Annotated in this window: 8 protein-coding genes; all 8 read left to right on the top strand. The window is 40.2% G+C overall.

Features of this window, described 5'->3' with window-relative positions:
• The first annotated feature begins 121 nt into the window (after window positions 1-121).
• The 8 genes from I595_RS15380 to I595_RS15345 all read left to right on the top strand — a co-directional run bounded on the left by I595_RS15380 (window position 122) and on the right by I595_RS15345 (window position 14,935).
• A complete protein-coding gene (locus I595_RS15380; RefSeq protein ID WP_054560336.1) occupies window positions 122-3,166 on the top strand; it encodes a SusC/RagA family TonB-linked outer membrane protein in 3,045 nt (1,014 codons plus the stop codon).
• A 19-nt stretch (window positions 3,167-3,185) separates the two neighbouring features.
• A complete protein-coding gene (locus tag I595_RS15375) occupies window positions 3,186-4,697 on the top strand; it encodes a RagB/SusD family nutrient uptake outer membrane protein (RefSeq protein ID WP_054560384.1) in 1,512 nt (503 codons plus the stop codon).
• An 82-nt stretch (window positions 4,698-4,779) separates the two neighbouring features.
• The gene (locus tag I595_RS15370; protein ID WP_054560335.1) at window positions 4,780-5,964 is read left to right on the top strand and encodes a glycoside hydrolase family 88 protein; all 1,185 of its coding nucleotides are present in this window, start codon (window positions 4,780-4,782) and stop codon (window positions 5,962-5,964) included.
• Window positions 5,965-6,062: 98 nt separating this feature from the next.
• Window positions 6,063-8,468, top strand: a complete 2,406-nt coding sequence (locus I595_RS15365) for a glycoside hydrolase family 2 protein (protein WP_054560334.1) — start codon at window positions 6,063-6,065, stop codon at window positions 8,466-8,468.
• Window positions 8,469-8,659: 191 nt separating this feature from the next.
• Window positions 8,660-10,972: a chondroitinase-B domain-containing protein gene (locus tag I595_RS15360; protein ID WP_054560333.1), complete on the top strand. Its 2,313-nt coding sequence runs from the start codon at window positions 8,660-8,662 to the stop codon at window positions 10,970-10,972.
• A 508-nt stretch (window positions 10,973-11,480) separates the two neighbouring features.
• Window positions 11,481-13,724, top strand: coding sequence for an alginate lyase family protein (locus I595_RS15355; RefSeq protein ID WP_054560332.1), 2,244 nt, complete (start codon window positions 11,481-11,483; stop codon window positions 13,722-13,724).
• Between the two features lie 14 nt (window positions 13,725-13,738).
• On the top strand, window positions 13,739-14,110 hold the full coding sequence (locus I595_RS15350; protein ID WP_054560331.1) for a cupin domain-containing protein: 372 nt from the start codon (window positions 13,739-13,741) through the stop codon (window positions 14,108-14,110).
• Window positions 14,111-14,233: 123 nt separating this feature from the next.
• Window positions 14,234-14,935: a FadR/GntR family transcriptional regulator gene (locus I595_RS15345; protein WP_054560330.1), complete on the top strand. Its 702-nt coding sequence runs from the start codon at window positions 14,234-14,236 to the stop codon at window positions 14,933-14,935.
• Window positions 14,936-14,951 lie beyond the last annotated feature (16 nt).

The raw sequence follows: 14,951 nt of genomic DNA, 5'->3' as shown, positions 1-14,951 counted from the left end.
CCCTATTTCTGGACTTTTATAAACTGCTTTTAACATAGTTTTGGGAGAAGACAGGTAACACGCTTTTTGTTTAACCAAAAAAGTAGGTTGACCAATAATTTTAACTAAATAGACTAGACTTATGTATGAAAGTAGCATCACAAAAAGGATACTAAAACCGCTCTTAGGTTTTCTTCTCCTGATGGCGTCTTATACCTTTGGGCAAGACGTTACAGTAACAGGTACCGTTACTGATGAAAACAAAATTCCCATTCCAGGGGCCAACGTTATCATTTTAAATACAACAACTGGTACACAGACCGATTTTGATGGCAAGTACACTATTAATGTGGCCAGTGGTGAAACCCTTCGCTTTTCATACATTGGTTATGCAGCCCAAACCATTACACTAACCGGCCAAACAGTTGTTGATGTAACCTTGGTAGAAGATGCTTCCCAACTAGATGAGGTGGTAGTCGTGGGATATGGTTCCCGAAAAAAGAGTGATATCACGGGTGCGGTTTCTTCCGTTAAATCTGAGGAATTGAATGCATTTCCGGTGTTAGATGCAGCACAGGCCTTACAAGGTAGGGCGGCAGGTGTTGTGGTTCAATCCAACAATGGTGGTGAGCCCGGTGCTCCCATCAACATCCAAATTAGGGGTAATACTTCAATCAACGCCAGTAGTAATCCTTTAATTGTAGTTGACGGTTTTGTTGGCGCTGTTTTTCCCCAACCCAATGATATTGAGTCCATAGAAGTCTTAAAAGATGCCTCAGCTACCGCTATCTACGGGTCGCAAGGTGCTAATGGTGTGGTTTTGGTAACGACCAAAAAGGGACGAAGCGGCAGACTAACCGTTGAATTCAACACAAATTACGCTGCACAAAGTACCTCAAACCAACTCGATTTATTAAATGCGGATGAATTTGCGTCTTTTCAACAAGCGATCAACCCATCTTACGAGCAGGGTCCTGCCAATACGGATTGGCAAGATTTAATCTATAGAAATGGGTATACAACGAATCACCAATTCTCCTTTTCAGGAGGTGCTGAAAACATTAATTTTTATGCATCTGCAAATTACTTTAAGCAAGAGGGTGTGGTCATTAATTCAGATTTTGAAAGGGTAACGTTTCTCGCCAACATTGATGCTCAGGTAACAGATAAGCTAAAATTAGGAGCCAATTTATTTGGGAGTAGAGGTAATCAAAATGGCGTGCCAACACAATCTACCGGCCAGACAGCCAATGGTGGTGGTGATGATGTGGTATCTTCAGCGTTTAGATTTTCGCCAGACTTGGGCGTATTGGATGCCAACGGGCTTAATACCATTAATAGCGTAGGTGATGATATTGACAATCCGTTTGCCGTAGCTACGGAATCTGTGAACGAAACAAAAACAGATAATTATAGGGCAAACCTTTATGCTGATTATGAATTAATGGAAGGGCTGTCTTTTAAAACCACATTCGGTTTTAGCACAACCAATATTTTTGATGGACTGTTTAGGCCTTCAACCTTGATTACTACCGCAGGGGGCAATACCGGAGGTCGGGCCATAGTTGCTAGTAGTCAAAATACCAATCTAATCAGTGAAAATTACCTGACCTATAACAAAGAACTGGGAAAAGGAAATTTAACGCTTTTAGCTGGTTATAGCTATCAAAAAAATAGGACTGAAGGCTTTTCGGCCGGTGCAGAGAATTTTACCTCTGATTCATTTTCCTTCTTTAATTTGGCAGCTGGGGCCGTGCAATTAACCCCAACCTCTTCATTCTCTGAAAGGGAATTACAATCTCAATTCGGTCGTCTAAATTATGATTATGATGACAAGTATTTATTTACGGCCACCGTAAGGCGAGATGGTGCCTCTAACTTCGCAGCAAATAATAAATATGCCATTTTTCCTTCAGGAGCCATTGGCTGGAAAATTTCTAACGAAGACTTTTTAAAAGACAATCAAAAGATTTCCAACCTTAAGCTCAGGGCAAGTTATGGGGTAACCGGTAACCAAGCCATTAGTGCCTTTCAATCGTTGGCAAGATTTGATAACGTACTGTCTATAATCAATGGGCAACAAGTTGGTGCTGTGGTGCCAGATCAAGCAGCCAATCCTAACTTAAAATGGGAATCTTCTTTTCAAACCAATATTGGACTAGATTTGGGTCTGTTCAGCAATCGAGTTGCACTATCCGTAGATTATTATAATATTGACACCAAAGACCTGCTCTTGGCGGATCAAGGCCAGCCAGAATTCCTAGGTTTTTTAACCGCTGCAAGTATCAGAAACGTAGGTGAAATAAATAATAAAGGTCTTGAAATTTCATTGAATACCGTAAATGTGACCAATGATAACTTTAGTTGGACCACAGATTTCAACTGGTCTAGAAACAGAAACACGGTAGAAGCGCTTATTGGCGGTTTAGACGTCTTTCTAGATGCTTCACCAGGTTATTTTAATATAGATCGTACACATATTTTAAGAGAAGGTGAAACCGCTGGTGTATTCTGGGGTTTTGAGTATAGAGGTGTGTATCAAGGTGGGGATCTGCCGGAAGGTACTGCGGTTTTTGAAGGTGCTGAGGCAGGCGACCAATTGTTTACCGATGTCGCAGATGAAAATGGTGTTACGGATGGTGTGATTACCACAGCCGACCAAAAAATCATAGGAGATCCTACCCCAGATTTCACCATAGGTATTACCAATAATTTTACCTACAAAAATTTTGATTTAAACATCTTCTTTCAAGGAGTTTATGGAGGGGATGTGATGAACCTTACCAATGTTCAATTATTTAATGGAGATTCCAATGCAACAAGGGAAATACTAAACTCTTGGACACCCAGCAACACGGATACCAATATACCAAGAGCAGCACTTAGGGGTAAGCAAATCAGCTCACGTTTTGTAGAAGATGGTAGTTACTTAAGACTTAAAAATATTGCCTTAGGGTACACCTTACCTTCAAATGTCTCCGAAAAAATTGGTATGGATACGGTGAGATTTTCACTGAGCGGTCAAAATTTATTAACCTTCTCTGACTACTCTGGCCTAGATCCCGAGGTAAGTTTCTTTGGATCTGGTGGCGGCAATAGTTCGTCTGCAAATACCACCAACGGTTTTGATTTTGGCAACTATCCAAACGTCAAATCTTATACCTTTAGCTTAAATTTACGATTCTAATAAAAAAATGAAAAGAAAAATGAAAACAATTAAACTAGTGCTTTTATTGATTGGAATATCCGTAATTGGATGTTCTGATCTAGAGGAGAACCCGCAGGGAGTTTTGGCGCCCGAGAGTTTTTTTAACTCTATCGCAGATATACAGACTGCGGTAAACGGTGCCTATGGGCATATGACCCACGAAGATTTTTGGGGCAGAAAATTTTCACTGACCATTATGTTACGAGGTGATATGGTCGATATCGGAGATCCCACTACTTCGCTTAGGCGGATTGAACATAATGAATTTAACGTTCTTGCGGATAATGGCATGATCGATGGTTTTTGGACCCGAGTGTACCAAATAATTGGTGCCGCCAACCAAGCCATTGCTGGTGCAGAACTGGTTGATGCCGATCAAGACGCAAAGAATGCAGTGATTGCTCAAGCCTATTTTGCCAGGGCGTTTACCTACTTCCATTTGGTAAGGCTGTTTGGTGACCTTCCCTATTTGGATGCGCCTGTGACGGATATCGTTGCGGCGGGTTCCATTAGTAGGACACCTGCGGAAGAAGTTTATGCCAATATCATTGCCGATCTAGCGTTTGCCGAGACTTGGTTGCCAAATACACAACCCGCTAGGTCCTTGCCTAGCAAAGCCACCGCTAAAGGATATCTAGCATTGGTTCACTTAACAAGAGGTGATTACCAACTGGCATACGATAAAGCCAAAGAAGTAATAGACAATGAAGGAATTTATGAATTGGCATTAGAACCGGATTTTCAAAACCTATTCAACGCTGCAACGATTGATGCTTCCCAAGAACCGCTATTCTCTTTGGATTTTGAAGCGTTTAGGAATGGAGACGATGGTCAGGATTATGCCCCTGCGCTAACAGGAATTCGATCAGATGAACAATACGGTATTGGTGGTGGTTGGTCTGTGGCCGTACCCGCATTATCCGTATTTGAAAATTGGGATGATGACGATTATAGAAAAGCGGTCAGTTTTGACGCAACAGGGGTTTTTAATGGTAATGTTGAACCTTTTACCGTATTTAGGGATTTCAACAGTAGAGCCGTAAATCGCCCGCATATTGCCAAATATACAAGAGGGACGGGTACAACTGCCAATAATAATGGTAGAGCTTCCCAACACAATTATTCCATGATGCGTTATGCTGAGGTGCTGCTTATTGCTGCTGAGGCTTTGAATGAAATTAGTGGGGGCAACGCTGAAGCTTTTCAATACGTGAACAGAATCCGTGCACGCGCCAGAAGTGGTAATGGTGCCGCCGTACCTGCAGATGTGAGTGGTCTATCTCAAGATGAGTTCCGCGACCTGGTCATGGAAGAGCGAAGGTTAGAACTTGCTTTTGAATTTAAAAGATGGTACGATATTGCAAGAAGAAGAATGGGTAATGAAGTTTTTGGTGCCAGTGGATTTGAAGGTGAAAAAGTCAATTTTGACCCAAATCAAGATTATTTGTTGCCGATGCCGGCAGATGAATTAGCGAGAAATCCCAATTTAACCCAAAATCCCGGGTACTAAAAGTTAGTTTAAATTCTCCCAGAGCGGCCATTTACCAAGGCAGTAGATTGGTCGCTCTTTTTTTTCACAAGGCCATTCTATCATGAAAAATACATATCCCACTTTATGGGCTCTAACACTGCTATGCTTTTTTGTGGCGTGTAAAACAGAAAAAAATGAAACCGCAGCACGTGAAGCTAAGGCAATGGATTCCCTTCTTCAACAGCGGTATTCAAAACTTTTAGAACATCCTGTTGACTCCCTCAGCTTTCCAAGAAGTTATTCCCTTGACAAAAAATCGGTAAACAAAGTACCTTCCAAAGATTGGACCAGTGGATTTTACCCTGGCAATCTATGGTTGCTTTATCAGCTTACGGGTGATGAGGCATTCAAAGAACATGCATTGAAATGGACGGCTCTCGTAGAAAAAGAAAAGCTAAATGACGGCACCCATGATATGGGTTTTAAGATTTACTGCAGTTTCGGACAAGGCAGCAAAGTACAACCGAACGAATCGTATAACGACATCATCCTTGAAAGTGCCAAAACCCTTAGTACCCGCTTTAACCAAAATGTGGGCAGTTTACGATCCTGGGATTTTAATAAGGATATCTGGGAGTTTCCCGTCATTATTGACAATATGATGAATTTAGAACTGCTCTTTGAAGCTACCAAAATCTCAGGAGACAGCACCTACCACAACATCGCGGTAGCACATGCCAATACCACCCTTAAAAACCATTTTCGTGAAGACCATAGCAGCTACCATGTTGTGGTTTATGATACCATTACAGGCCAAGCCAAAGACAAGGTTACCCATCAAGGCTTTGATGCCAATTCAGCATGGGCCAGAGGGCAGGCTTGGGGTATTTATGGGTACACTATGGCCTATCGATATACCAAAGACGTCAATTACTTGAACCAAGCAAAATCTAATTTTGATTTTTACGTCAACCATACTAATCTTAGGGAAGACGCTATCCCCTACTGGGATTTTAATGATCCTGAAATTCCCAATGCGGTTCGTGATGTTTCCGCAGCGACCATCATAGCATCGGCCTGTTATGAACTGCATTCGTATACAGATTCCCCTAGGTATAAATCCTATGCCGATCGCGTGCTGAACACCCTAAAATCGGAAGAATATATTTTGGGTAAAAATGTCAATGCGCCTTTTATCCTAAAACACAGTACAGGTAATTGGCCCAAGAAAGACGAAATGGATGAACCCATAATTTATGGTGATTATTATTTTCTAGAGGCTTTGTTAAGACAGCAAAGAATTTAAAACATTTTTCAAGGTTCGTTCTTGTTCTACCGCAGGTAGTGCAGGATGGCACCAGATTCACCTAAAGGTATTTTTATCCTTATAAATAATTACATCCAATGAGCGCATCAATTATATTTCTAAGCCTACTTTTTTCTATTGTGGGATGTCAAAATAAGGAAACTATTACCGCGCTTAGAAGCAAAACCAATATTAATGAAGGATGGCACTATCTGGAAGACAACGCAGAAGGTATTGAGCTCATACAAAATTCAGATTCTTGGGTAAGCATAGATTTGCCCCATACTTGGAACAGTGAAGACCCAACGGATAATGAAGCAGGGTATAGAAGAAGTGGCAGTTGGTACAAAAAAACACTATCATTTAATGGGATTGATGCAAATACTCGCTACAGCCTTTACTTTGAAGGAGCCAATATTACTACAGATGTATACGTGAACGGACACCAAGCTGGTGGCCATATTGGCGGATATATTGGTTTTGAAATAGATATGACGCCCCATTTGAACAAAGGAGAAAACATCATTTTAGTACGGGTAGACAATGGGTACAACCGTGACGTTATCCCCTCCCAAAAAAGTGATTTCTTTATTTATGGGGGAATTACCAGAGATGTCTGGCTCGTTACCAAGCCTAAAATAGCTATCGGTGCTGTTAAAGTAACTACTCCAAAGGTATCGTATGAAACGGCCGATGTACACCTAGAGATTCCTCTTACCGAATATGATAATACAGCTACCCTAAAACTTAAAGCAGAACTTAAAAACCCTGAGGGCAACGTGGTGCTATCTGCGGAGCAAACAGTGGCAGGGAAAAAAGCCAAGATAGAGCTGAAAAACATTGAAAACCCCATGCTTTGGGATATTGACGAGCCCAACCTTTATGAAGTGGTCGTTACCTTATTTAAAAACGACCAACTGCTCGATGAAACAAGTGAAAAAGTAGGCTTGCGGTGGTTCGAGTTTAAAAAGAACGGTCCTTTTTACCTCAATGGAAAAAGGGTGCTCTTACGAGGAACCCACCGCCATGAAGAACATGCAGGAGTTGGCGCTGCTATGAGTAATGCACAGCACCGAAAAGACATGGAGCAAATTAAGGAAATGGGGGCAAATTTTGTTCGTTTGGCGCACTATCCCCAAGACCCGGAAATCTATAAAGCCTGTGATAAATTAGGACTTCTTGTATGGGATGAACTGCCCTGGTGTCGTGGCGGTTTGGGGGAAGAAGTCTGGCAAACCAACACCAAAAACATGCTGCGTGAAATCATAGACCAAAACTACAACCACCCTAGTATCATTATTTGGTCTCTGGGAAATGAAATGTACTGGCTGCCCGATTTTGAAAATGGCGATGATACCGATAGAATGAATGCGTTTTTGATGGAACTGAACGACATTGCCCATGAAATGGACCCTACAAGAAAAACAGCTATCCGCAAATACTATGAGGGCGCAGATATCGTGGACGTATTTTCACCTTCCATATGGTCTGGCTGGTATTCTGGCAGCTATAAAAGTTATCAGAAGGCGATTGATACTTACAAGCCACAATACGACCATTTTTTACATACTGAATATGGTGGTTCTAGCCATGTTGGTCGTCATACCGAGAATCCGATAACCGGTGAAGGCGTAATTAATTCAGACGGATGGGAAGAGGCCATAGTACAAACCAAAGTGGCCAACATCGCCCAAATTGGGGATTGGAGCGAAAACTATATCGTGGATCTCTTTGATTGGCATTTACGCATTACCGAACAAGATTCCACCTTTGTGGGCAATGCCCAATGGGCTTTTAAAGATTTTGGAACCCCACTGCGACCCGAAAATGATATTCCATACATGAATCAAAAAGGCTTGGTAGACCGCAATGGTAAGCCTAAAGATGCCTTTTACGTATTCAAAAGTTATTGGGCCAAAGACCCTTTTGTGTATATAGAATCCAGTACTTGGACAGAACGCCAAGGCCCCGAGGGCAAAAAGCGAAACCTAAGCGTATTTAGCAATTGTGATGAAGTACAACTGACGCACAACCGGATTGATTTGGGAAAAAAGAAAAAGGATATTTCAAAATTTCCAGCATCGGGACTCACTTGGGACATTGATTTTAAAGAAGGAAAAAATGAATTGATCGCAGCGGGAATGACCAACGAGGGAATGGTTCATGATACCCTAGAGGTGCACTATCGTTTTCAAAAAAATGGTGCGGCAAAAGCATTGGAACTATCGTACGCTCCATTGAAGAACGGTCATTATTTGTTGACCGCAACCGCCGTAGACAAAGATGGGATGCGGTGCTTGGATTATGAAGACAAGGTCTATTTTCAATGCCTGGAAGGCGGTGCAACGCTCAAAAACCAAGGAACGCCCACAGGTAGTGAAATCATTGGTATGGCCAACGGGCGCGCATCCATAGAAATAATTCCTGATGCCACAGCCGTAGACCTTACGGTAATGGTGCTCAACCAAAACTTTAAAGGCACCTATTTAAAGATTGAAAAATGATAGTGTATTGAGATGTTGTTTTGTTCCATGTTATGGTCTTTGCCCTAGGGCTATGGCACTTTTTTTCTTGGATAGGTAATAGTTTTAGGGACGTAGGCCACCATTAAAAGTGACAGGCAGTAAAATCAACAAAAATGAATCCAAGCTCATTATTGGCTTCTTGCCTACCAAACGTTGCAAATAATTCTGAAATGAAAAAAAACTTGCTGATTATATATGTGATTTTCACAGTTTTATCTTGTAATAAGAATGCTGAAAATGAGAAGGTTTATGTGAAAGACATCGCTGGATTGAATGAAGCGATTCAAAGGGCAAAACCAGGCGATGACATTGTAATGGCCAATGGTGAATGGAATGATGTTGAAATCCGTTTTGTAGGATACGGTACTGAAGAACAACCAATCTCATTAAAGGCGGAGACAGCGGGAGAGGTTATCCTTAGTGGGAAATCTGATTTAAAATTAGGTGGTGACTATTTGGTGGTAGATGGGCTTAAATTTAGCAATGGTTCGTCTCCTTCCCGAGCGGTCATCGAATTCGCCATGGACAAAGATACCGTTGCCAACCATTCTAAAGTAACAAACTGTGTGATTGTCGACTATAACAAGGCGCAACGAAATGAGACCGATGTGTGGGTGCAATTAAAAGGGCGATATAATGAACTAGACCATTGTTATATCGCCGGGAAGTCTAACCGAGGCCCTACGGTTCGGGTGGATTTAGAAGGGAATAGGAGTATCAAGAACTATCATAAAATCACGAACAATTATTTTGGGCCACGACCACCCAAGGGCGGCCCCAGTGCTGAAACCATTCAGATTGGCAATAGCTATACGTCTATGGCACCAAGTTATACCCTAGTTGAAAACAATTTTTTTGATCGTTGTAACGGAGAGGTAGAAATCATTTCAAGTAAAACCAATTTCAATGAATTTCGTAACAATGTGTTTTACAAAAGTGAAGGTTCATTGGTAACGCGTCATGGCAATTATTGCACCATCGATGGAAATTATTTCATTGGGGATGAAAATTCGGAGCAAATTGGCGGTATCCGATTAATTGGTACTGGCCATTGGGTTACCAACAACTATTTCTACAACCTTAAAGGAAAAGTATTCCGCAGTCCCTTGGCGGTAATGAACGGTATTCATAAATCGCCGCTCAACAGATATATTCAAGTAACTGATGTGGTCGTGGCTCATAATTCTTGGATAAATTGCATCGAACCCTTACAATTTGGTGTGGGGTCTAATACAGATCAAAGAGATGTACTTCCTGCCTCAGAAATCAGGTCTGAAAGACCTATTAGAACTATAGTTGCCAATAATCTTATTTACAGTGAGAATAGAGACAAACAGCCCGTTGTTGCACATGATTCTTTAGACGGAATCCATTTTAAAAGCAATGTGATCAATAACCAAGATGTTGCATTTAAGCCACTTGAGGGTTTCATATCTAGCGACTTTTCAATTTCAAAGTTAGAAGAGTATATATATGTGCCAGCTACTAATTTATCGAGTATTGAACCGTATGCTGGTTTTGAATTTGACCAAATTAAACATGACGTATTTGGTAATTCGAGAAAAGAAAATAACTCAGTTGGCGCTATTTGTAGCGTGAACACCGGGAAACCAAACTTGATGGATGTTTCTGAATACGGTCCAGATTGGTATCACAAAAAGCCAAAAACTACCGAGACTAAAACACATCATGTTGGTTCAGTAGCCGAGCTAATCACTGCCGTGCAGCAAGCTAATGAAGGAGATATTATCAACTTGACTGCCGAAAACTATGAACTCAATTCATCGTTAAAGATTAATAAAAAATTAATCATACAATCAGATGGTCCAAAGAATACCACCATTGCGTATAAAGGTGCTGCTAAAACACCAGCTTTTGAAATGAACCCTAAAGGGCAACTTACTTTAAAAGACATACATCTAAAAGGAACTGAATCTCAATATGCCTTTGCCAGTCTGCAAAGAGATATGTCCAGTCTGTACAATTTACAGGTTGTTGGCGGTGAAATTTCAGATTTTGATCATGTTTTACTCGGCTATAAATATTCATTTTCAGAGTATATCAAGTTTACGAATACTAAGATTTTAAACTGTAGCAACGGATTGGTTTTAGCAGCCGAAAATGATGATAAAGGCGATTACAATGCTGAAAATGTATTTATTGCCAATTGCCAATTTGAGAATATCGAAAAAAACACCATCAATTACTACCGTGGCGGATATGACGAATCCACCGTAGGCGGAAATCTCGTGGTGAACAACAATATTTTTAAAAATTGCGGTGCAAAAGAGAACAATGGAACTTTAATCCATACCTACGGCATCATTAATGTAAACATTGCCAACAACAAATTTTTAAACAATAAGGTGAACCTGGTGGCCCGTTTATGGGGGGCTAAGAACAATTCGCATTCCAATAACGAAATCATAAATTCCGGCAATATTGTGGTCCAAGAAAATCTGCCCCTTAAGTTGATGTATTGATGGACAAATTCCGCTGGTCATAAATCCGTATTTACCGCGATAGCCGCATAAAGATTGAGTTAAAAGTATTGGGTAAAGACAATGATTTCTTTAACCAATAGTTTTTGCGCCCTAAAATCGTTGCGCTTAAAAAGCTTCTTATATGGCCATTGCGAAGCATTTCTTACTTCCCATGAATTTTAATCTACCTAAACATTAAACAAAGCTACCTATTATGCATTTTGATGAAAATTCGTCAATTCGAATGATTTTTTGATACCAAGTATCGGGAAATATTATCGAGAATCAGAATTTTAGCATTGCAACCTTGATCTCGATACTTTTTCTTCCAGAAAAAACTCGAACTGACGGTTTTACATCTAAAAAGCATTCAAAAGGCACAACGGGTTATCGATTGAAAAGTTTACGCTCCTGGTAGCCATTTATGATAAAGAGTTGGTAAATAATTTGCCCATACCATAAATAAGCGTATTTTTGGTAAACCAAACTGGTTAACCAATTTTAACTGATGTTACTACACTATCTTTTCACGCGCTTTACCATAGTTTGTAGTATTTTTTCATTGCCTTCTTTAGCGACTGGCCAAGAACATCCCAAGTTGATTCTCACCAAGACCGGTGTTGAAAAAATCAGGGCAGAATTAGGTAACATTCCCTTATTTGATAGCTCCTTAAAGACATTGAAAGAAGAAGTTGACGCTGAAATCGCCCTAGGCATAGACACCCCAATTCCTAAAGATTACTCAGGTGGGTATACGCACGTACGGCACAAAAAAAATTGGATTGTGCTTCAAAAGGCGGGCGTATTATATCAAATTCTTGATGATGAAAAATACGCTAAGTACGTAAAAGACATGCTAATGCAGTATGAAGAACTTTACAAGACATTACCGCTGCATCCTAAAACAAAATCTTACGCTAGAGGCAAATTATTTTGGCAGTGTTTAAATGATGCCAATTGGTTGGTATATGTTAGTCAGGCTTACGATTGCATTTATGATTATTTGACCAAAAAAGAACGCAAAAAATTAGAAAAGAATTTATTTAGACCTTTTGCGGATCATATATCCGTTGAAAGTCCGCAATTTTATCAGCGCGTCCACAACCACAGTACTTGGGGCAATGCCGCTGTCGGCATGATAGGTTTGGTCATGGATGATCAAGCGTTGATCGATCGGGCCATGTACGGCATTAAAGGAGTTAATCTGGATAAAACCGCAAAGGATGATGATGGTGGGTTTTTAAATAAAGATGGAAGAGCAGGTTTTTTAGCAAATATAGAAGCACCTTTTTCGCCTGATGGTTATTACAATGAGGGGCCTTATTATCAGCGATACGCCATGTATCCATTTTTGGTCTTTGCCACGGCCCTTAATAATGTAAGGCCTGAAACTAAGATTTTTGAATATAAAGATGGTGTCCTTTTAAAATCCATCAATGCCTTATTGAATCTAACTGATGCAAATGGCAATTTCTATCCCCTTAATGATGGTCAAAAAGGCATGTCTTTATATAACAATGCATTGGTTACCGCAGTAAATATTTCCTACCATTATGGTAGTCAGGACAAGGGATTATTGTCCATAGCAAAAGAACAGGGCCGTGTGCTTTTAGATGATTCTGGGGTAGCCGTTGCCATAGACCTTAGAGATGGCAAAGAACAACCTTTTGACAAAAAATCAATTAATTTGTCCGATGGTGCCAATGGGCAACAAGGGGGTGTCGGGATTTTGCGAAATGACGAACTCGAACTTGTTTTTAAATATACCTCCCAAGGTTCAAGTCATGGGCACTATGACAAACTTTCATTTTCCCTTTATGATGAATTAGGCGAAGTCCTACAAGATTATGGCTTGGCCCGTTTTGTCAATATTGAGCAAAAAGGCGGGGGCAATTACCTAAAAGAAAACAAGACTTGGGCCAAACAAACCGTGGCCCACAATACATTGGTTCAGAACGAAACTTCACACTTTTTGGGGAAGTATGAAATTGGAAGCCAGCATCATTCTGAGCTGTATTTTTTTGATAACCAGAATGATTCCCTACAAATCATCAGTGCTAAAGAGAAAAATGCGTATCCCGGAACAGAAATGCACAGAACCATGGCCCTTATTAAAGATGCCGATTTTGAAAAGCCTCTTGTTTTGGATATTCTGAAAATTATTTCGGAGAAGGAAAATCAATATGACTTACCTTTTTATTACTTCGGACAGCTCATCACAACAAATTTCGAGTTCACCACACCAAAAACACTAAAAACTTTAGGTGAAAAAAACGGGTATCAACATTTGTGGCTTGAGGCAGAGGGTAAGGCCAATGAAGGAAACACGCAATTCAGCTGGCTAAACAATCGTAGGTTTTATACCATCACAGCGGCAACAAACCCATCTGATGAAATACACTTGGTACGGATTGGGGCAAATGATCCTGAATTCAATCTACGAAGAGACGCCGGTTTCATGCTACGAAGAAAAAATGCCCAAAATACCACCTTTGTTGCAACTATGGAAGCACACGGTAGTTATAGTCCCGTTTCAGAATCTGCTGTTAACGCTTCTAGCAACATTGCCAGCTTGAAAGTGGTTTTAGATGCGGAAGACTATACGGCAATCACTATTTCCGGTAAATCAGGAGGTAATCGATTATTCATAATTGCCAATACCAATGCCTCAAAAGAAGCAAGACATCAACTAAAAATCAACGGAAAGGAATACACTTGGGTTGGCCCATATCATTACAATCAAATTAAATAGAAAGAAATCATATTATGAACAGATTTAGTGAAAAGTATATCATCGCAAAAGAATTGGAGTGGGAAAATTTAGGCGGCGGAGTTTCAAGAAAATTCTTGGGTTATGACAATCAAATCATGATGGTACGAGTGAAATTTGAAAAGGGAGCCTTAGGAGCGCCACATCAGCATTTTCATACCCAAGCAACGTATTGTGTATCAGGTAAGTTTGAATTTGAGATTGATGGCGTAAAGAAAATCGTTGAAGCAGGAGATGGCGTATATATTGGACCTAATTTAATGCACAGTGCGGTTTGCTTGGAAGAAGGGGAATTGATCGATACGTTTAGTCCAGTACGGGAAGATTTCTTAACTGGCGAGGGGCCGTCGTATTTTAGCGATAAATAGAAAATTCAACGCACACAAGACTTGTTTTCATCATTAGGCTGAAAAGGGGCTTAGTATTATTTTTTTAAAATAGGAAGCAACAAGATATAATTGGTAACCAATTCGCAGAAAGTTAGTCATTTTATGAGGTTAGAATTACTTACAAAATCAGAGAACCAAGAAACTCAAAATGAAATCATCTCTAAAATCAGGGATTTAATGAATTACAAGAATCTTGAACCTGGAGATAAACTACCCTCTGAACGTATGTTATCAGAGAAGTTTGGTGTGAGCAGAGGCAGTATAAGAGAGGCGATTCAAAAATTGGAATTTTATGGCCTTTTGAAATCGAAGCCCCAAAGCGGAACCTTCGTTGCCGATATTGGACAAATTGCCATGAACGGCATGATAGAAGATATCCTTAAACTTGAAGATCCTGATTTTAAGTCTTTGGTGGAAACCCGAATACTATTGGAATTAAAAGCCGTAAAACTAGCCTCTTTACGGCGTATCGAAGAAGATTTGGTAATGCTCCAAAAAGCTTTAGATGCCTACAAAGAAAAAGTTTTAAATGGCGAAGATGCGGTACAAGAAGATTTGCTTTTTCATTTGGCCATTGCCAAGGCCAGTGGTAACAGCACCATGAATACCTTTATGTTGATCATTACTCCTGAAATCATCACCAATTTTGAAAAATACCATGTTTGTGACAAAAATCTAGCACAAAAGGGGATTCAAGAACATCAAGAAATTTTCAACGCCATTAAAGAACGGAACCCTAAAATGGCAAGGGCTAAAATGAAAATACATTTTAAAACCTTGTACCAATACTGTTACAACATTTAAGGTACTGTCATTTAGA

Origin of the sequence: Croceitalea dokdonensis DOKDO 023, from assembly GCF_001306415.1 — a bacterium.
Classification (GTDB): Bacteria; Bacteroidota; Bacteroidia; order Flavobacteriales; family Flavobacteriaceae; genus Croceitalea; species Croceitalea dokdonensis.
Note: the sequence above shows the minus strand (reverse complement) of the source record. Positions and strands in the feature narration are given on the sequence as shown.

What these genes read in the sequence shown, in the direction of transcription:
- I595_RS15345 (WP_054560330.1), top strand. Translation starts at nt 14,234, where the DNA reads ATGAGGTTAGAATTACTTACAAAATCAGAGAACCAAGAAACTCAAAAT.
- I595_RS15350 (WP_054560331.1), top strand. Translation starts at nt 13,739, where the DNA reads ATGAACAGATTTAGTGAAAAGTATATCATCGCAAAAGAATTGGAGTGG.
- I595_RS15370 (WP_054560335.1), top strand. Translation starts at nt 4,780, where the DNA reads ATGAAAAATACATATCCCACTTTATGGGCTCTAACACTGCTATGCTTT.
- I595_RS15360 (WP_054560333.1), top strand. Translation starts at nt 8,660, where the DNA reads ATGAAAAAAAACTTGCTGATTATATATGTGATTTTCACAGTTTTATCT.
- I595_RS15365 (WP_054560334.1), top strand. Translation starts at nt 6,063, where the DNA reads ATGAGCGCATCAATTATATTTCTAAGCCTACTTTTTTCTATTGTGGGA.
- I595_RS15380 (WP_054560336.1), top strand. Translation starts at nt 122, where the DNA reads ATGTATGAAAGTAGCATCACAAAAAGGATACTAAAACCGCTCTTAGGT.
- I595_RS15355 (WP_054560332.1), top strand. Translation starts at nt 11,481, where the DNA reads ATGTTACTACACTATCTTTTCACGCGCTTTACCATAGTTTGTAGTATT.
- I595_RS15375 (WP_054560384.1), top strand. Translation starts at nt 3,186, where the DNA reads ATGAAAACAATTAAACTAGTGCTTTTATTGATTGGAATATCCGTAATT.